Genomic DNA, 17908 nt, shown 5'->3' on the forward strand with positions numbered 1-17908 from the left:
CGAGTGGGGCTCGGCGCCCCTCAGTGCGCGATGTCCTCGTACCCGACGATCGCCTGCGGGCCGCGCGCCGCGGGGCCCACGTAGCGCGCGGAGGGGCGCACCAGGCGGCCCGTGCGCTTCTGCTCCAGGATGTGCGCCGACCAGCCGGCGGTACGGGCGCACGTGAACATCGAGGTGAACATGTGCGCCGGGACCTCGGCGAAGTCGAGCATGATGGCGGCCCAGAACTCGACGTTCGTCGCCAGCACGCGGTCCGGGCGGCGGGCGTGGAGCTCCTCCAGAGCGGCCTTCTCCAGGGCCTCGGCGATCTCGAAGCGGGGGGCACCGAGGTCGCGGGCGGTGCGGCGGAGCACGCGCGCGCGGGGGTCCTCGGCGCGGTACACCCGGTGGCCGAAGCCCATCAGGCGCTCGCCCCTGTCGAGGGCCTTCTTGACGTAGGCCTCGGCGTCCCCGGTGCGTTCGATCTCCTCGATCATGCCGAGGACGCGGGAGGGCGCGCCGCCGTGCAGCGGTCCGGACATCGCGCCGACCGCTCCGGAGAGCGCCGCCGCCACGTCCGCGCCGGTGGACGCGATGACGCGGGCCGTGAAGGTGGAGGCGTTCATGCCGTGCTCCGCCGCCGACGTCCAGTAGGCGTCCACGGCCGCGACGTGCTTGGGGTCGGGCTCGCCGCGCCAGCGGATCATGAACCGCTCGACCACGGAGTGCGCCTTGTCGATCTCGCTCTGCGGCACCATGGGCAGGCCCTGGCCGCGGGCGGACTGGGCGACGTACGACAGCGCCATGACGGCGGCGCGGGCGAGGTCGTCGCGGGCCTGCTCCTCGTCGATGTCGAGGAGCGGTTTGAGGCCCCAGACGGGGGCGAGCATCGCGAGCGCGGACTGCACGTCGACGCGGATGTCGCCGGAGTGGACGGGGATGGGGAACGGCTCGGCGGGCGGCAGGCCGGGGTTGAAGGCGCCGTCGACGAGGAGACCCCACACGTTCCCGAACGAGACGTGGCCGACCAGGTCCTCGATGTCGACGCCCCGGTACCGGAGTGCGCCGCCCTCCTTGTCCGGTTCGGCGATCTCCGTTTCGAACGCGACGACTCCTTCGAGTCCGGGTACGAAGTCGGACATCAGGCGGCTCCTCGTGACGTGTGCGACAGATGGCTGTGGGGGTGTACGGCACGTACGGGTGTACGCGTGTTCGCGACCATGTGTCAGGCGTGGACGACAGGGCGACGGTCGATGGTCGTTCGACCGGCCGGTCCGGTTCCACGGTCGGCGGCGAAGGCTGCGGGCAATTTCCGAAAGATCTCGGAAGTCGTCCGAACAGCCCTCTGCGACTCGCGGTCCGAAGCGGTCTCACCCCGGTGATGCCCCGTGCGGCTGGCGGTCATCCAACCGCGACGGCAGCAGCACGATATCCCCGGGTGCCACCTTTGGGGAGGGTGTGCGGCACTCAGTGCCACGCAGTGATGAACCACACTCCTCTCCAGGGAGGGCCGCGTATACGGCAAGATGACCGCGTGAACGATCGTTTCCCGGACGACTCCGCCGCCGAACCCATCGTCCAGCGTGCCGCCGAGGCGGCAGAGGCCGCCGAGGAGGAGCTGGCCGTCGATCCCGCCGCGATGCGTGCGCACTACCGCGCCGAGGGCCTGGTGGAGGACGATCTCGCGGCGCACCCCATGGATCAGTTCGGCCACTGGTTCCGGCAGGCCGCGCAGGCGGCGGTGCACGGCTTCGTGCACGAACCGAACGCGATGGTCGTCTCCACGGCGGACGCCGACGGCCGGCCGAGCTCCCGCACCGTGCTGCTCAAGCAGTACGACGAGCAGGGCTTCGTCTTCTACACCAACTACGACTCGCGCAAGGCCCGCGAGCTGGCCGAGAACCCGTACGTCTCGCTGCTCTTCCCGTGGCACCCCATGGCCCGGCAGGTGATCGTCACCGGCACGGCGCGGCGCACCGCCCGGGACGAGACCGCGGCGTACTTCCGCACCCGCCCGCACGGCTCGCAGCTCGGCGCCTGGGCCAGCGAGCAGTCCTCGGTCATCGCCTCGCGGGACGAACTGGAGTCCTCGTACGCGCAGTTGAGCGCCCGGTACCCGGAGGGCGAGCAGGTCCCGGTGCCGCCGAACTGGGGCGGTTTCCGCGTCGCCCCGCAGGCCGTCGAGTTCTGGCAGGGCCGTGAGAACCGGCTCCACGACCGGCTCCGCTACGTGGCCGAACCGGACGGCAGCTGGCGGGTGGAGCGCCTCAGCCCCTGAGGGTCGGGCCGGGGCCCGGGGCTCCGGCCCGCGGCCTCAGTCCAGCGCCTGCTCCATGAGTGCCCCCCACTGCTCCACCACCCGCGCCCGCCGCGCCCCGTCGTCGGTGAGGAGGTTGGCGAGGCCGAGACCGCGGGCCATGTCGAGCAGGCCCTGCACCGTCTCGCGCACTCCCGGCCGGGACTCGTCGGCGCCCAGCAGGTCGACCGCGATGCGATGGCTCTCACGGCCGACGCGGGCCTCCAGCTCGGTGACCCGCGTCCGCAGTTGGTCCTCGTTCGAGGCGGCGACCCACAGGTGCAGGGCGGCGCGGAAGAGCGGCCCCGTGTAGAGGTCGACGAGGGCGGCCACCACGACCCGGCGGTCGGCGGCGCCGTCGGGGAAGAGCGCGCGCAGGGCGGTGGATCGTTCCTCGGCGACGTACTCGACGGCCGCGGTGAACAGGTCCTCACGGGTGGGGAAGTGGTGCTGGGCGGCGCCCCGGGAGACACCGGCGCGCTCGGCGACGACGGAGACCGTCGAGCCCGCCCAGCCGTGTTCGGCGAGGCAGGCCACGGCGGCTTCCAGGAGCCGCTGCCGGGTGGCCCGGCTGCGGTCCTGCTTGGGGACATGCGGAAGACGCCCGACGTGTTCCGTCGTGCTCACACCACCCATGCGGCATCCCGTCGTTCGAGGAAGGCGGTCATCCCCTCGGCGGCCTGCGCGGAGGAGAACAGCCGGGCCGAGAGCGCGGTCAGCCCGGCCGCCTCCCGGTCGAAGGTCTCCAGCACCTTAGCCGTGAGCAGCGCCTTGGTCTCGGCGAGAGCCTGGGGCGAGGACCGGCGCACCCCGTCGAGGACCGGGGCGAGCACCTCGTCGGCGTCGGGGCCGGCGGCCGTCAGCAGACCGGTGCGGACCGCCTCGGCGGCGTCGAAGCGTTCGCCGGTGAGGTAGTAGCGGGCGAGGGCGCGCGGGTCGGTGCGGGGCAGCAGCGTGAGGGAGATCACGGCGGGTGCGACGCCGATACGCACCTCCGTGAAGGCGAAGCTCGCCCCCTCCCCCGCGACCGCGATGTCGCAGGCCCCGAGCAGGCCGAGCCCGCCCGCCCGCACATGGCCGGTCACCCGGGCCACCACGGGCTTGGGCAGCTCGACGATCTGCCGCAGCAGCGCGACGAGGGCGTCCGGGTGCGGTGGGTCGCGCAGGTCGGCGCCCGCGCAGAAGGTGTTCCCGGTGTGGGTGAGGACGACGGCGCGCACGCCGTCGTCCTTGCCGCACCGGGTGAGCGCGTCGGCGAGTTCGCCCACGAGGACGGCCGACAGGGCGTTGCGGTTGGCGGGCGAGTCGAGGGTCAGCGTGGTGACGGCGCGGTCGTGTGCCGCGTGCACGACGGTCATGAAAGGCTCCGCAGCTGACGGCGCAGGATCTTCCCGGAGGCGGCCCGGGGGACCCCGTCGACGAAGGTGACCATGCGGACCCGCTTGTACGGGGCGACGCGTTCGGCGACGTGCATCATGACCTCCGCCTCGGAGAGGTCCGGTGCGGACGGCTGGCGCACCACGAAGGCGTGCGGGACTTCGTTGTTGTCTTCGTTGTAGACCCCTATGACGGCGGCATCGGCGATGCCGGGGTGGGTGAGCAGCAGCGCCTCCAGTTCGGCGGGCGCGACCTGGAAGCCCTTGTACTTGATGAGCTCCTTGACGCGGTCGACGACGAAGAGCCAGCCGTCGGCGTCGACATGGCCGACGTCCCCGGTGTGCAGCCAGCCGTCCGCGTCGATCATCGCGGCGGTGGCGTCGGGGCGCCCGAGGTAGCCCTTCATCACCTGGGGTCCGCGGATGGTGATCTCGCCGGCCTCGCCGACGCCCAGGTCCTTGGCGGGGTCGTCGAGGGAGACGATCCGCATCTCGGTGCCGGCTATCAGCTTGCCGACGGTCCCGGGCGGCGGGTTCTCGGCGTCCAGCGGGACGACGTGCGTGCCGGGCGACAGTTCCGTCATGCCGTACGCCTGGCCGACGGGCGGCAGTCCGAGCCGCCGCGAACAGGCGGCGGCCAGGGCCGCGTCCAGCGGCGCGGCCGAGCAGATGATGTATTTCAGGGACGACAGGTCGTACTGCGCGACGGCCGGGTGTTTGGCGAGGGCCAGGACGATCGGCGGGGCCACGTACAGACCGGTGATGTGGTGCTTCTGGATGGCCGCGAGGAAGGTGTCCAGGTCGAAGCGCGGCAGCACCACGACGGTGGCGCCCTGCCTCAGGGGCGCGTTCATGAGGGCGGTCAGCCCGTAGATGTGGAAGAAGGGCAGTACGGCGAGGATGCGGTCGCCGGTGCCCATCGGCATGCACGGCGAGAGCTGTGCGAGGTTGGTGGCGATGGACCGGTGGGTGAGCATCACGCCCTTGGGGACGCCCGTCGTGCCCGAGGAGTACGGCAGTGCCGCGACGTCCTCGACGGGGTCGATGTGCACCTGGGGCTCGGGCGCCGTGCTGCCGAGCAGCTCGATCAGCGAACGGTGCCCCGGCGCCTGGTCGCAGACGAAGATCTCCCGTACCCCGCCCGCGAGTTCGGCCGCCTGGCGGGCGGTCTCCAGCAGCGGGGACACGGTCACGATCCAGCTCGCCGCGCTGTCCCGCAGCTGCTTGGCGAACTCCTCGGCCGTGGCGAGCGGGTGCACGGTGGTGACCGAGGCCCCCGCGCGCGTGGCCGCGTAGAACGCCGTGGGGAAGGCGATGGTGTTGGGGCTGTGCAGGGCCAGCACGTCGCCCTTGCGGACGCCGGCCTCGGCGAACGCGGCGGCCAGCCTGCGGTGGAAGTGGTCGAGTTGGCCGTAGGTGAGCGTGGTGCCGTCGACACCGTCGACGAGCGCGGGCGTGTCGCCGCGCTCGGCGGCCCCGCCGAGGACGGCCTCGTGGATGGGTTGCTCGACGGCCGGGACGTCTGCGTACTCGCTGCGGAACACGGTTCCTCCTGGAGCGGCTCGCCGGGTCCTAGTACGACTTGGGCAGACCCAGGGTCTGGTGGGAGACGTAGTTGAGAATCATCTCCCTGCTCACCGGCGCGATACGAGACACGCGCGAGGCCGTAATCAGGGAGGCGAGGCCGAACTCACGGGTGAGGCCGTTGCCGCCGAGGGTGTGCACGGCCTGGTCGACGGCCCGTACGCAGGCCTCACCGGCCGCGTACTTGGCCATGTTCGCCGCCTCTCCGGCCGCCACGTCGTCCCCGCGGTCGTAGAGATACGCCGCCTTCTGCATCATCAGGCGGGCCAGTTCGAGTTCGATGTGGGACTGCGCCAGGGGGTGCGCGATGGCCTGGTGGGCGCCGATGGGCGCCTTCCACACGGTGCGCTCGCGCGCGTACCCGACGGCCTTGGCGAGGGCGTACCGGCCCATGCCGATCGCGAACGCGGCCGTCATCACCCGCTCGGGGTTGAGGCCGGCGAAGAGCTGGAGCAGGCCGGCGTCCTCGTCGCCGACGAGCGCGTCGGCGGGCAGCCGCACGTCGTCCAGGGTCAGCTCGAACTGCTTCTCCGCGCCATGCAGTTCCATGTCGATGGGACGGCGGCCGAAGCCCTCCGCGTCCCGCGGGACGATGAACAGGCAGGGCTTCAGGCTGCCCGTCCGTGCGTCCTCCGTGCGGCCCACGATGAGCGTCGCGTCGGCGATGTCGACGCCCGAGATGAACACCTTCCGGCCGGTGAGGACCCAGTCGGTGCCGTCCCGGCGGGCCGTGGTGGTGATCCGGTGCGAGTTGGAGCCGGCGTCGGGCTCGGTGATGCCGAATGCCATCGTGCGGCTGCCGTCGGCGAGTCCGGGCAGCCACTGCCGCTTCTGCTCCTCGGTGCCGAACCGTGCGATGACGGTCCCGCAGATCGCGGGCGAGACGACCATCATCAGCAGGGGGCAGCCGGCGGCGCCCAGCTCCTCCAGGACGATGGAGAGTTCCGCTATGCCACCGCCTCCGCCGCCGTACTCCTCGGGCAGGTTCACGCCGAGGTAGCCGAGCTTGGCCGCCTCGGACCAGAGTTCGTCGGGGTGCCCTCCGTCAGCGACGACCTTGGCGAGGTAGTCGCGGCCGTAGCGCGCGCCCAGGGCGGCCACGGCGGAACGGAGTGCCTTGTGCTCTTCGGTCTCGACGGCGGAACTCATGGAGCCTCCTGAAGACGGAAAGTACGGCTGGTTCATGACGGGTCGCGCGGTCCGGCCGGGTCGCGCGCGGCGCGGCGGCACCGGCCGCCGCACCGGGGCGTTACGGGGTGTCGTCCTGCGGGGCCGGCTGCACGACCGCGAGCAGCGCGCCCACCTCGACCTGCCGGCCGGGGGCCGCGTGCAGGGCCGTCAGCGTGCCCGCTGCGGGCGCGGAGATCTTGTGCTCCATCTTCATCGCCTCCAGCCACAGCAGCGGTTCCCCCGCCCGTACGGAGGTGCCGACGGCCAGGCCCTCGGCGACGCGTACGACGGTTCCGGGCATGGGTGCGAGCAGCGAGCCGGGGTCCTGCTGGGCGGTGGGATCACGGAAGCGCGGCAGCGCGGTCAGCGCGGTGGCGTTCACGAAGACCTGGTCGCCATGGCGCGCGATCGCGAAGTCGCGCCGCACACCGTCGACTTCGAGGACGACGAGAGAGTCGTCGGCGCGCACCACGCGCACTCCGTCGGCCGCGAGGCCCTCGCGGGTGTGGCGGTAGCGCGCCTCGTGCTCGGTGCCGGCCATCAGGTAGCGCTTGACCTGCGGCTGCGAGGCCACGTTGCGCCAGCCGCCGAACCGGGACCGGCCGTGCGCGTCGGCGAGGGCCGCGGCCAGCGGCGCGTACGGGTCGGGGGCGGGCTCGGTCAGCTCGTCCAGGTGGCGGTCGTAGAACCCGGTGTCCATGCGGGCCTCGGCGAACTCCGGGTGCCGCAGGGAGCGGACGAGGAGATCCCGGTTGGTGACCGGGCCGTGCACGGTCGCCCGCTCCAGGGCGCCCGCCAGTTTCCGCACGGCCTCGGCGCGCGTGGGGGCGTGGGCGACCGCCTTGGCGAGCATCGGGTCGTAGTGGATGCCGATCTCGGCGCCGTCGGCGTACCCGGTGTCCAGGCGGATGCCGTCCGGGACGGCGAGGCGGTGCAGGACCCCGGTCTGCGGGGCCCAGGAGCGTGCCGGGTCCTCCGCGTACAGGCGGGCCTCGACCGCGTGCCCCCGCGCCCGGGGCGGCTCGTCCTCCAGGGCACCGCCCTCGGCGATCCGGATCTGCAGCGCCACCAGGTCGATGCCGAACACGGCTTCGGTCACCGGGTGTTCCACCTGGAGACGGGTGTTCATCTCCAGGAAGTGCGCCCGGCCGTCCGCGACCAGGAACTCGACCGTCCCGGCGCCCACGTAGTCGACGGCGCGGGCGGCGCGCACGGCCGACGCGTGCAGCTCGGCGGCGAGCTCGTCGCCCAGGCCCGGTGCCGGCGCCTCCTCGACAACCTTCTGGTGCCGGCGCTGGAGGGAGCAGTCGCGGGTGCCCAGCGCCCACACCGTGCCGTGCGTGTCGGCGAGGACCTGCACCTCGACGTGCCGGCCGCCTTCCACGAACGGCTCGACGAAGACCTCGCCGTCGCCGAACGCGCTCAGTGCCTCGGCGCGTGCCGCCGCGAGCTCCGCGTCCAGGTCGGCCAGGTCCCGCACGATCCGCATGCCGCGTCCGCCGCCGCCCGCGGCGGCCTTCACCAGCACGGGCAGGTCGCCGTCCGTCACCGACGCGAGGGGTTCGATGCCCATCAGCTGCTTGGCGCGGGTCTTGGAGGCCATCGCCTCGATCGCCCCGGGCGGCGGCCCGATCCACACGAGGCCGGCGTCGAGGACGGCGCGCGCGAAGTCGGCGTTCTCGGAGAGGAAGCCGTAGCCGGGGTGCACGGCGTCCGCGCCCGCGTTCAGCGCCGCCTTCACGATCAGGTCGGCGCGCAGGTACGTCTCCGCCGGGGCCGCGCCCGGCAGCCGCACCGCCGCGTCCGCCATGCGTGTGTGCAGGGCGTTCTCGTCGGCGTCGGAGTACACGGCGACGGTCCGGATCCCGAGTTCGCCGCAGGTGCGGAAGACACGGCAGGCGATCTCGCCCCGGTTGGCGACAAGGACTGAGCTGATCACTGGAGGGACCTCACATCCGGAAGACGCCGAAGCCACCGCGCACGCCCTCGTAGGGCGCCGTGTGGATCGCGGACAGGCACATGCCGAGGACGGTGCGGGTGTCGCGCGGGTCGATGACCCCGTCGTCGTACAGCCGGCCGGACAGGAACATCGGCAGCGACTCGGACTCGATCTGCTGCTCCACCATGGCGCGCAGCGCGGCGTCGGCCTCGTCGTCGTAGGGCCGTCCCTTCGCCGCGGCCGACTGCCGGGCGACGATGGACAGGACGCCCGCGAGCTGCTGCGGACCCATGACCGCCGACTTGGCGCTCGGCCAGGCGAACAGGAAGCGCGGGTCGTAGGCGCGCCCGCACATGCCGTAGTGCCCGGCTCCGTACGACGCCCCCATGAGCACCGACAGGTGCGGGACCCGGGAGTTGCTCACCGCGTTGATCATCATGGCGCCGTGCTTGATGATGCCGCCCTGCTCGTACTCCTTGCCGACCATGTAGCCGGTGGTGTTGTGCAGGAACAGCAGCGGGATGTCGCGCTGGTTGGCGAGCTGGATGAACTGGGCGGCCTTCTGGGACTCGGCGCTGAAGAGCACGCCCTGGGCGTTGGCGAGGATGCCGACGGGGTACCCGTGCAGGGCGGCCCAGCCGGTCGTCAGGCTGGTCCCGTAGCGGGGCTTGAACTCGTCGAAGTCCGAGCCGTCGACGATCCGGGCGATCACCTCGCGCGGGTCGAAGGGGTGCTTGAGGTCGCCGGGGACGATCCCGAGCAGTTCGTCCTCGTCGTACTTGGGCGGCGCGGCCGGGCCCGGATCGCCGTACGCCTTGCGGTGGTTGAGGCGGGCGACCACGCGCCGGGCCTGGCGCAGCGCGTCCTCCTCGTCGACGGCGAAGTAGTCCGCGAGTCCCGACACGCGCGCGTGCATCTCGGCGCCGCCGAGGGACTCGTCGTCGCTCTCCTCGCCCGTGGCCATCTTCACCAGCGGCGGACCGCCGAGGAAGACCTTGGCACGCTCCTTGACCATGATCACGTGGTCGGACATGCCGGGGACGTACGCGCCGCCCGCGGTGGAGTTGCCGAAGACGACCGCCACGGTGGGGATCCCCGCCGCCGACAGCCGGGTGAGGTCGCGGAAGATCGCGCCCCCGGGGATGAAGATCTCCTTCTGCGAGGGCAGATCGGCGCCGCCCGACTCGACGAGGCTGATGCAGGGCAGCCGGTTGGCGAGCGCGATGTCGTTGGCCCGCAGGGCCTTCTTCAGGCTCCACGGGTTGCTGGCGCCGCCGCGCACGGTCGGGTCGTTCGCCGTGATCAGGCACTCGACCCCCTCGACCACGCCGATGCCGGTGACGAGGGAGGCGCCGACCGTGTACTCGCTGCCCCAGGCCGCCAGCGGCGACAGCTCCAGGAACGGGGTGTCCGGGTCCAGCAGCAGTTCGATGCGTTCGCGTGCGAGCAGCTTGCCGCGCGCGCGGTGCCGGGCGACGTACTTCTCGCCCCCTCCCGCGAGGGCCTTGGCGTGCTCGCCCTCCAGTTCGGCGAGCTTGGCCGCCATCGTCTCGCGGTGGGCCGCGTACTCGGGGCTCTTGGTGTCGAGCGCGGTGGGAAGGACGGTCACAGGAGGCTCTCCGGAATGTCCAGGTGACGGGAGCGGAGCCATTCGCCCAGGGCCTTGGCCTGGGGGTCGAAGCGGGCCTGGGAGGCGACGCCCTCGCCGAGGATTCCCTCGACGACGAAGTTGAGGGCGCGCAGATGGGGCAGGACGTGCCGGACGACGGTCAGCGGGGCGCTCTCGGGCATCAGCTCCCGGAACCGGTCGGCCGTCAGCTCGTGGGCCAGCCAGCGCCAGGCGTCGTCCGTGCGCGCCCACACGCCCACGTTGGCGTCGCCGCCCTTGTCCCCGCTGCGGGCGCCGGCGACCCGGCCGAGCGGCGCGCGGCGCGTCGGTCCCGGCGGCAGGGGGTCGGGCAGGACGGGGTCCGGGACGTCGTCGAGGACGCGGGTGTCCGGCGCCCCGGGCACCGGGATCCTGCGTCCGTCGTCCAGGACCGCCGTGTGGGCGACGGCCGCCCGGGGGACGTGCACGGCCTCGAAGACGCCGTAGGGCGCGCCCTTGCCGGGGGGCGCCAGTACGTGGAAGCCGGGGTAGCTGGCGAGCGCCAGCTCGATGGCCGCGCCGCTCAGCGCCCGCCCGACGGTCTGCTGGTCGGGGTCCCGCACGACGAGCCGCAGCAGCGCGCTCGCCGTCTCCTCGGTGTCCGCGTCGGTCCGGTCGGTGCGGGCCAGTTCCCACCGCACCTCGGCGGGCGGCGACTTGGCGAGCGCGTCCGTCATCTGCTCGCGGACGAGCGCGGCCTTGTCCTCGACGTCGAGTCCGGTGAGGACGAAGACGACCTCGTTGCGAAAACCGCCGAGCTTGTTGAGGCCGACCTTGAGGGTCGGCGGCGGCGCCTCACCACGCACGCCCTCGATCCGGACGCGGTCGGGGCCCTCCGGGGCGAGCCGCACGGTGTCCAGCCGGGCCGTGACGTCGGGTCCCGCGTACCGGGCGCCGCCCGTCTCGTAGAGCAGTTGCGCGGTGACCGTGCCGACGTCGACGAAGCCGCCGGTGCCGTCGTGCTTGGTGATGACGCAACTGCCGTCCTCGTGGAGTTCCGCCAGCGGGAAGCCGGGCCGCCGCACGTCGCCGTCCCGGAAGAACGCGTAGTTGCCGCCGGTGGCCTGGGTCCCGCACTCCAGCACGTGTCCGGCGACGACGGCGCCCGCGAGCCGGTCGTGGTCCGCGGGCCCCCACCCGAAGTGGGCGGCGGCGGGCCCGGTGACCAGGGCCGCGTCGGTCACCCGCCCGGTGACCACGACGTCCGCGCCCTCCCGCAGGCAGGCGGTGATGCCGAAGCCGCCGAGGTAGGCGTGCGCGGCCAGACTGCCGGGATGTTCCGCGGTGAGGTCGTCGCCCTCGACGTGGGCGACGCGCACCGGGATGCCGAGCCGTTCCGCCAGCTTCCGCACGGCGTCCGCGAGTCCGGCGGGGTTGAGCCCGCCGGCGTTGGTGACGATGCGCACGCCGCGCTCGTGGGCGAGGCCGAGACAGTCCTCCAACTGCCGCAGGAACGTGCGGGCATAGCCGGCGGCCGGGTCCTTGAGGCGGTCCCTGCCCAGGATGAGCATGGTCAGCTCGGCGAGGTAGTCGCCGGTCAGGACGTCCAGTTCGCCGCCGGTGAGCATCTCGCGCACGGCGTCGAAGCGGTCGCCGTAGAAGCCGGAGGCGTTGCCGATGCGCAGCGGGGCTGCCGGGGCGCTCACCGGGCCGTCTCCCGCGGCGCGCGGCCGGTGCCGGGCGGGCCAGCGAAGGCCTGGGCGATGTCGAGCCAGCGGTCGGCGTCGGCGCCGTCGGCGCGCACGGCGAGGTCGGCGCGGTGGGCGCGCTGGGTGACCAGGAGGCAGAAGTCGAGCGCGGATCCGGTGACACGCTGGGCCGCGTCCTCGGGGCCGTAGGTCCACAAGGCGCCGGAGGGGGCGGTGACCTCCACCCGGAACTCCTCGGCGGGTGCGGGGAGTCCGTGGGCGCCGAACGCGAAGTTCCGTGCCCGGACGCCGATGCGGACCACGTGCCGCAGCCGGTCGGTGGGGGCGCGGACCACGCCGAGCGCGTCGGCGACGTCCTGGCCGTGGGCCCAGGTCTCCATGAGCCGTCCGGTGGCCATGGAGGCGGTGGACATGGGCGGCCCGTACCAGGGGAAGCGGGCGCCGGCCGGGGCCTCGCGCAGGGCGCGGTCGAGCGCGGTCCGCCCGTCCCGCCACCGTGCGAGCAGATCGGCGGGCGCGAGCCGGGCGCCGTCCTCGGCCCCCTGGTCCACGAACGAGTCGGGGGCCGCGAGCGCCTTCTCGACCAGGGCGTGGAAGGCGTCCGCGTCCGTGACGGCGAGCAGTGCGGAGTGATCGGTCCAGGCGAGGTGGGCGATCTGGTGGGCGACGGTCCACCCCGCGGCGGGTGTGTCGAGCGCCCACCGGTCCGCTTCCAACTCCCCGACCAGCCGGTCGAGTTCCTCGCTCTCCTGCTGCAGATCGTCGATCACTGACGACGCGTCGGACACGATGCGCTCCCTCGGGGCACGACGTTGTGTGCCCCGGAGCATGTCAGCGACCAAAGAAACAAGCAAGCATGCTTGCATTAATTCTCGGGGCCACGGCGGGCGGACGGCCGGAGGGCGCGCGGAAATCCGGCATGAAGGGGAGTTTGTCGTGGTCAGGTCACCCGGATAGGCTCTGCCGCCATGCTTCCCGCCCCCTCCCGTCCCGGTCCCGACGCCACCGTCCACCGCTTCGGCATGCGGCGGCTGCGGACCGGACTGCCCGGCACGCTGATCGCCCTGTGCCTCGCCCCGCTCCCCCTGGCCGTCACCGCGGCGCAGGACGGGGCGGGCGCCGGACGGTGGGTCTTCGCCGTGCTGTGGCTGCTGTTCTGGGGCGGGCTGGGGGCGCTGATGTCCTACGCGCTGTGGGCGGGGCGCCGGACACTGCTCGCCTTCGACGCGTACGGCGTGTGGTGGTGGCACGGTCCCGAGCGCTACGCGGCGGTGCCGTGGCAGTCGCTCGCCGGCGTCGGGCTCCATTGGGCGCACAAGGGCAGCGCCCGGGCGGGCCGGAAGGTCATGAGCCTCGAACTGTGCCCGTACGGCGACGTCGACGCCGACGACCCCGTGCTCCGGCCGCTCGTCGTGCGGGACGAGCCGCTGCGCCCCGGACTGCCCGAGCGCCGCTACCGGATCGGGATCCCGACGTACTCCGGCCGCCGCTGGGGACGCGAACTGGCCGCGTCGGCCCATGCGCGGGCGCCGCACCTGTGGTTCGGCGAGCACGAGCGGCCGTACGGCCGCCCGGGTCCTTCGCGGCGCACGAGCTGAACCTGCGCGCCGCGCGGCGGGACGATCAGCCCGCGGATCCCCCGGCCGCCGGCAGCGGCTCCTGCTCCAGCCCCTTGACCCTCCCGCGGCCCACCTGCGTCCGTACCGCCCCCATGCTCGCCGCGATGACCAGGGCGATCGCCAGGGCCTGGGTGACCGACAGGGCCTGACCGAGGACGAGGAAGCCCGCGGTGGCGGCGACGGCCGGTTCGAGGCTCATGAGGATGGCGAAGGTGGAGGCGGGCAGCCGCCGCAGGGCGAGGAGTTCGAGGGTGTAGGGCAGGACCGAGGAGAGGACGGCCACCGCCGCGCCCAGCGCCACCGTGGTGGGGACGAGGAGTTTCGAACCGGACTCGGCGATCCCCAGCGGCAGGAAGGCCACCGCCGCGACCACCATGGCGAGGGCGAGCCCGTCGGCCTGGGGGAAGCGCCTGCCCGTACGGGCACTGAAGACGATGTACGCCGCCCACATGGCGCCGGCGCCGAGCGCGAAGGCCACACCGGCCGGGTCGAGGCTGCTGAACCCTCCGCCGCCGAGCAGGAAGACACCGCCGAGCGCGAGGCCGGCCCAGACCAGGTTCACGGCGCGCCGGGAGGCGAGCACGGAGAGCGCGAGGGGGCCGAGCACTTCGAGCGTGACGGCGGGGCCCAGCGGGATCCGGTCGACCGCCTGGTAGAAGAGGCCGTTCATCGCGGCCATCGTCAGGCCGAAGACGACGACGGTGCCCCAGTCGGCGCGCGAGTGCCCGCGCACCCTGGGGCGGCAGACCGCAAGCAGCACGACCGCCGCCACCAGCAGCCGCAGGGTCACCACGCCGAGCGCGCCCGCCCGCGGCATCAGACTCACCGCGAGGGCGCCGCCGAACTGCACGGAGATGCCGCCGGCGAGGACCAGCCCCACGGGCCCGAGAGCGCCCCGTCGGCCCGGTCCGCCCGCCGTGGGCACACCCGGCGCGGGGGCGGGAGCCATCGCGGGGGCGACCGAGGCCGGGGAGGACGGGACGGCGCTGGGGGTGTTCACGGGACCTTCCAGGGGATCGACGCGGGATTCGTTCATCATGCTGCACTTGTCAGTCCAGAGTAATGGACTTGGTCAGGCGTGTGAACCCATGACGGAACTGTCCCACGGTGCGGACGGCGACGCCCGCCGGGCCCCCGCGCCGGGCCGTGGGCCGCGCCTGCCGGCACCCTGGCCGCCGTCTGCTCCGGGACGGCTCGCGTCGGGTCACGGGTGGCCCGGGTCGCGACCCGGGCGACCCGCGTCGGCCCCCGGGCCGCCCAGGTCTGGAGGAAAGGCGCCGGCCGCGGGGTCTCCGCCGGGCTCGGGCAGTGCGTCCGCCAGTGCCTCGGCGAGGTGCTGTGCCCGGCTGTCCGCCAGTTGTGCCAGCTGGGTGCGGCAGGAGAAGCCGTCCGCGAGGAGCAGCGTGTCGTCGGTGGCCGCGCGCACCGCCGGAAGGAGCTGTTCCTCCGCGCAGGTCCTGGACACCTCGTAGTGGCCCTTCTCGAAACCGAAGTTGCCGGCCAGACCGCAGCAGCCGCCCGCGAGGGTGCCGGTCAGCCCGGCCGCCTCGCGCAGCCGGCGTTCGGCGGCGTCGCCGAGCACCGCGTGCTGGTGGCAGTGGGTCTGGCCGGCGACCGGGCGGTCCAGCCGGGGCGGGGTCCAGTCCGGGGCGTGGCGCTCCAGTGCCTCGGCGAACGTCACCACCGCCGCCGCGAGCCGCGCCGCGCGGGGGTCGTCGTGCAGCAGCTCCGGGAGGTCGGTGCGCAGGGCGGCGGCGCAGCTGGGCTCCAGGACGACGACCGGGATGCCCTCCGCCTCCAGGTACGGCTCCATCAGGTCGAGCGAGCGGCGCATCACGGCACGGGCCCGGTCGAGCTGTCCGGTGGAGACGTACGTCAGCCCGCAGCAGACGCGGCTGCGGCGGCGCGCGAGGAGCAGCGAGAGGACGGCCGGCCCGCGCGTCACCCCGTCGCCGACCGGCCCCCGACGGGTCCGGAGCCCGTCTCCGCTCCCGTCGGAGCGCCCGGTCCGCGGCCGGCCTCCGCTGCCGTCGGGCTCCCCGGTCCCCGACCCTCCGAACCGGTCGCCCCCGCCGGGCTCCCCGGTCCCCGACCCGATCCGGTCGCCCCCGCCGGACTCAGCGGTTCCCGACCCTCCGGTCCAGTCGCTCCCGCCGGGCTCCCCGGCCCCCAGCCCCCCGGTCCGACCGCTCGCGTCCGGCCGTCGCGGCCGGCGGCTCCCGGCGGGACCGGGAGTCATCCGCTTCGTCGGTGGCAGCAGGACGGTCAGCCCGGCCGCCTCCAGGACCCGGACGGCCGCCCGCCCCACGGACGGCGACAGATGCTCGGTGAAGGTGTCCGGCCAGAGCACCACGACGGTGCCGCCGAACCCCGGGAAGGCCGGTCGCGCCCCCGGCCGCCGCCGCGCGCGCACGAACGCCTTCACCCGGTCCCGGAACCGGCGTGTCCACCAGCGGCTGAACGTCTCCGCCGCGAGCCGCGGGATCTCCCGCTCGGGCGCGATCCCGGCCAGCCGCTTGGCGACGGCGGCCAACGGGCGTACGGAGGCGAGGCCGTTGACCAGCCGAGCGGTACGCGTACGGGACACCGCGGCGAGCCACACGGGCAGCCGGCCCATCGCGTAGTGCGCGGCGGGCCGGCGGCGCCCTGCGTAGTGGTGGTGGAGGAACTCCGCCTTGTACGTGGCCATGTCGACGCCGACCGGGCAGTCCGACCGGCAGCCCTTGCAGGACAGGCACAGGTCCAGCGCGTCACGGACCTCCGTGGAACGCCATCCGTCGGTCACGACCTCGCCCGCGAGCATCTCGTGCAGCAGCCGGGCGCGCCCGCGCGTCGAGTGCTCCTCCTCGCCGGTCGCCCGGAAGGAGGGGCACATGACGCCGGTCGCCGACGCCCCGGTCGTACGGCATTTGGCGACGCCCACACAGCGGCGCACCGCCGCCGAGAAGTCCCCGCCGTCGGCCTGATACCCGAACTCCACGTCAACGGGCCGGCCCGGCAGCACCGCGAACCGCAGGTTCTCGTCGAGGCGGTGCGGCCGTACGAGCATGCCGGGGTTGAGCAGGCCGTCCGGGTCCCACAGGTCCTTCGCCCGCTCGAAGAGGCCGACCATGCCGGCGCCGTACATCCGGGGCAGCAGCTCCGCCCGCGCCTGACCGTCGCCGTGCTCGCCGGAGAGGGAACCGCCGTGCGAGACGACCACCTCGGCCAGGTCCTGCGAGAAGCTCCGGAAGCGGGCCACCCCCGCCGTGCTGACGAGGTCGAAGTCGATGCGCACATGGATGCAGCCGTCGCCGAAGTGCCCGTACGGCGTGCCGCGCAGGCCGTACGCCGTCAGCAGGGCGCGGAAGTCGCGCAGGTACGCCCCGAGCCGGGCGGGCGGCACCGCGCAGTCCTCCCAGCCGGGCCAGGCCTCGCTGCCGTCCGGCATCCGGGTCGCGGTGCCGCTGGCGTCCTCGCGGATACGCCACAGGGCGCGCTGCCCGGCCGGGTCGGTGACCACGAGGGCGTCCGTCACGTCGGCGGCCCGCACGATCGCGTCCGCACGCGCGCGGGCCTCGCCGCCGGACTCCCCGCCCGTCTCCACGAACAGCCAGGCCCCGCCGCGCGGCAGCCCGGCCCCGGCCGGCACCAGATCGGCGGCCATCCCCTCCACGGTCAGCGGCCCGTGCGGCAGCAGCCCGGCCGCCGCCTGGGCGGCCGCGCTCTCGTCCGGGTAGGCGAGCACGGCCAGCGCCCGCGCGGGCGGGTCCTCCACGAGCCGTACGACCGCTTCCGTCAGCACCCCCCAGGTGCCCTCGGAGCCGCAGAAGGCACGGGCGACGTCCGCGCCGCGCTCCGGCAGGAGGGCGTCGAGCGCGTAACCGGAGATGCGGCGCGGCAGGTCCGGGAAGCCGGTGCGCAGACGCGCGAGTTCACCGTCCACCAGGTCCCGGAGCCCGTCCGGCGCGCCCGCCCAGTCCCGGCCGAGCCTCAGGCGCGCGCCCCGCGCGGTGACCACCGACAGGTCCCGCACACTGTCCGCGGTCGTGCCCCAGGCCACCGAGTGCGATCCGCACGCGTTGTTGCCGATCATTCCGCCGAGCGTGCAGCGGCCGTGGGTCGACGGGTCGGGGCCGAAGCGCAGGCCGTGCGGGGCGGCGGCCTCCTGGAGGCGGTCGAGGACGACGCCGGGCTGGACCACGGCGGTCCGGGAGTCCGGGTCGAGCGAGACGATCGCGTTCATGTGCCGGGTGAAGTCGAGGACCACGCCGGTGCCCGTCGCCTGCCCGGCGATCGACGTGCCACCGCCGCGGGCCACGACGGGCACGCCGTGCGCGCGGCAGACGGCGAGCGCCGCCGCCACGTCGTCGGCGTCGCGCGGGGACACGACGCCGAGCGGGACGCGGCGGTAGTTGGACGCGTCCATGGTGGTCAGCGCCCGCGCGGTGGTACCGAAGTCGACCTCGCCGCGGACCGCCCGGCGCAGCCCTTCCCGCAGTGCCCGGGCGTCGGTGGCCGGTACCGGTGTCCCCTGCTTCCCGAGATCCGTCATGCCTCCCAGGATGCCGCCGTGCGTCGGTGCCGCCGGGGCTCCGCGCATCCCGTTTTGCGCCCGGATCCTGAAACCGCTTCCAGAACCTTCCCAATGCGATCACGAACTCTCATA

At 73.8% G+C, this 17908-nt stretch carries 13 protein-coding genes; 2 read left to right on the plus strand and 11 right to left on the minus strand.

The features are described 5' to 3' along the window. Positions 1-20 precede the first annotated feature (20 nt). Positions 21-1121, minus strand: a complete 1101-nt coding sequence (locus tag ACSYGO_RS22030) for a citrate synthase 2 (RefSeq protein ID WP_460387348.1) — start codon at positions 1119-1121, stop codon at positions 21-23. A gap of 497 nt (positions 1122-1618) precedes the next feature. Between ACSYGO_RS22030 and pdxH the strand changes: the two genes are divergently transcribed. Continuing rightward, complete coding sequence (gene pdxH / locus ACSYGO_RS22035) at positions 1619-2257, plus strand: pyridoxamine 5'-phosphate oxidase (protein WP_426677844.1); 639 nt, start codon at positions 1619-1621, stop codon at positions 2255-2257. A gap of 36 nt (positions 2258-2293) precedes the next feature. Here the strand turns inward: pdxH and ACSYGO_RS22040 are convergent, their stop codons facing one another. The 8 genes from ACSYGO_RS22040 to ACSYGO_RS22075 all read right to left on the minus strand — a co-directional run bounded on the left by ACSYGO_RS22040 (position 2294) and on the right by ACSYGO_RS22075 (position 12429). Continuing rightward, a complete protein-coding gene (locus ACSYGO_RS22040; RefSeq protein WP_426677536.1) occupies positions 2294-2911 on the minus strand; it encodes a TetR/AcrR family transcriptional regulator in 618 nt (205 codons plus the stop codon). After that, positions 2899-3633, minus strand: coding sequence for an enoyl-CoA hydratase family protein (locus tag ACSYGO_RS22045; RefSeq protein WP_432172575.1), 735 nt, complete (start codon positions 3631-3633; stop codon positions 2899-2901). The genes ACSYGO_RS22040 and ACSYGO_RS22045 overlap by 13 nt, the downstream gene beginning before the upstream one ends. Continuing rightward, positions 3630-5195, minus strand: coding sequence for a 4-coumarate--CoA ligase family protein (locus ACSYGO_RS22050; protein ID WP_426677534.1), 1566 nt, complete (start codon positions 5193-5195; stop codon positions 3630-3632). The genes ACSYGO_RS22045 and ACSYGO_RS22050 overlap by 4 nt, the downstream gene beginning before the upstream one ends. A gap of 28 nt (positions 5196-5223) precedes the next feature. After that, complete coding sequence (locus ACSYGO_RS22055; protein ID WP_426677533.1) at positions 5224-6384, minus strand: acyl-CoA dehydrogenase family protein; 1161 nt, start codon at positions 6382-6384, stop codon at positions 5224-5226. Positions 6385-6484: 100 nt separating this feature from the next. Next, a complete protein-coding gene (locus tag ACSYGO_RS22060) occupies positions 6485-8344 on the minus strand; it encodes an acetyl/propionyl/methylcrotonyl-CoA carboxylase subunit alpha (protein WP_460387351.1) in 1860 nt (619 codons plus the stop codon). Positions 8345-8354: 10 nt separating this feature from the next. Then, entirely contained in the window at positions 8355-9953 is a 1599-nt protein-coding gene (locus tag ACSYGO_RS22065; protein WP_095935063.1) for an acyl-CoA carboxylase subunit beta, read from the minus strand. Continuing rightward, the gene (locus ACSYGO_RS22070) at positions 9950-11638 is read right to left on the minus strand and encodes an acyclic terpene utilization AtuA family protein (protein WP_432186143.1); all 1689 of its coding nucleotides are present in this window, start codon (positions 11636-11638) and stop codon (positions 9950-9952) included. The genes ACSYGO_RS22065 and ACSYGO_RS22070 overlap by 4 nt, the downstream gene beginning before the upstream one ends. After that, the gene (locus ACSYGO_RS22075) at positions 11635-12429 is read right to left on the minus strand and encodes a TIGR03084 family metal-binding protein (protein WP_432172572.1); all 795 of its coding nucleotides are present in this window, start codon (positions 12427-12429) and stop codon (positions 11635-11637) included. Before ACSYGO_RS22075 ends, ACSYGO_RS22070 begins: the two co-directional genes overlap by 4 nt. A gap of 180 nt (positions 12430-12609) precedes the next feature. On the opposite strand from ACSYGO_RS22075, the gene ACSYGO_RS22080 reads away from it, so the two are divergent. Beyond that, positions 12610-13239, plus strand: a complete 630-nt coding sequence (locus ACSYGO_RS22080) for a hypothetical protein (RefSeq protein WP_460387354.1) — start codon at positions 12610-12612, stop codon at positions 13237-13239. Between the two features lie 25 nt (positions 13240-13264). On the opposite strand, the gene ACSYGO_RS22085 is transcribed toward ACSYGO_RS22080, so the two are convergent. After that, positions 13265-14260: an EamA family transporter gene (locus tag ACSYGO_RS22085; protein ID WP_460389747.1), complete on the minus strand. Its 996-nt coding sequence runs from the start codon at positions 14258-14260 to the stop codon at positions 13265-13267. Between the two features lie 204 nt (positions 14261-14464). After that, on the minus strand, positions 14465-17794 hold the full coding sequence (locus ACSYGO_RS22090; protein ID WP_460387355.1) for an FAD-binding and (Fe-S)-binding domain-containing protein: 3330 nt from the start codon (positions 17792-17794) through the stop codon (positions 14465-14467). Between the last annotated feature and the right edge of the window lie 114 nt (positions 17795-17908).

The organism is Streptomyces krungchingensis (assembly GCF_054729265.1).